At 38.2% G+C, this 1,384-nt stretch carries 1 protein-coding gene; it reads right to left on the bottom strand.

Features of this window, described 5'->3' with window-relative positions:
* On the bottom strand, positions 1–1,384 hold a 1,384-nt coding region (locus tag IHO13_RS01490), incomplete at both ends, for an AAA family ATPase (RefSeq protein WP_225537949.1).

The raw sequence follows: 1,384 nt of genomic DNA on the forward strand, positions 1-1,384 counted from the left end.
TAGTGGTCTTGCTCCATACTCAGGGTCATAGCCAGCTTGCGCTATTAGTTTCTTAGCTTCCTCTGACAAATTTATACTTAGTTTGCGCTTAGCAAGTGTTTTTTGTAAATAAGAAAATTGGACATCTATAATTTTATAAATGTCGTCCTTGGTTAAACTGCAGAATATAATAATCTCATCTAGTCTGTTTAGAAATTCTGGACGAAATGCAGATTTAACTATTTGCATCACTTCGCTTTTTACAGAGTCAGCAGCTCCCTTTAGCATTATCTCAGCACCAAGATTAGAAGTTAAAATTAATATTGTATTGCGGAAATCAATTAATTTGCCGTGGCTATCGGTAAGTCTGCCTTCATCCAAAATCTGCAGTAATAGATTAAATATATCTGGATTTGCTTTTTCTATCTCATCAAACAAAATTACCTGATATGGTCTCCTTCTTACTGCCTCAGTCAACCTGCCGCCTTGCTCATAGCCAACATATCCGGGAGGTGCTCCAATTAGCTTTGAAACGGAGTGTTTTTCCATATACTCTGACATATCAAAACGCAGAAGTGCTGATTGGTCATCAAACAAAAATTCGGCAAGGGCTTTCGCAAGTTCCGTTTTTCCAACTCCGGTTGGGCCCAAGAATAGAAATGAACCAAAAGGCCGATTAGTGTCTTGCACACCGGAACGAGAGCGCCTAACTGCATTACTTATTGCTTCTATTGCATCCTTTTGTCCTATCACTCTTTTTCCTATTTCATTCTCCATGTTAAGAAGCTTTTCTTTTTCACTGTGCATCATGTTATCAACTGGAATTCCTGTCCACTTTGAAACAATATTTGCAATGTCATTCTCAGTAACTTCTTTCTTTAGGAGGCTATCAGTAACTTCTTCCTGGTCTTTTAGCTCGTTTTCAAGCTGAGGAATTACACCATACATCAGCTCCCCTGCCCTTCCTAAGTTTCCACTCAGCTGAGTCAGTTCCAACTCTTTTCTAGCATCGTCTAATTTTTCTACTGTCTCTTGAATTCTAGCTATTTTATTCTTTTCCATCTGCCATTTACTGTTTAAGTCAGCAAACTTACTGTTCAAGTTTTCGATTTCTTCATTTATCCTTTTTAAACGCTGCTTGGAGTTTTCATCACGTTCTTTTTTTAGAGCCTCTGACTCAATTTTTAGTTGTATTATCTTCCTCTCAAGTTCATCAATAACTTCGGGTTTGCTATCCATTTCAATTCTCACCTTACTCGCCGCTTCATCAATTAAATCAATCGCTTTATCAGGTAAAAACCTGTCCGTTATATATCTATTTGATAATGTTGCAGCAGCAATTATTGCACCGTCTGTAATCCTAATACCGTGGTGCACTTCATGCCTCTCCTTCAGACCCCTCAGT

Origin of the sequence: Wolbachia endosymbiont of Mansonella perstans (assembly GCF_020278605.1) — a bacterium.
In the GTDB taxonomy this organism is placed as follows: Bacteria; Pseudomonadota; Alphaproteobacteria; order Rickettsiales; family Anaplasmataceae; genus Wolbachia.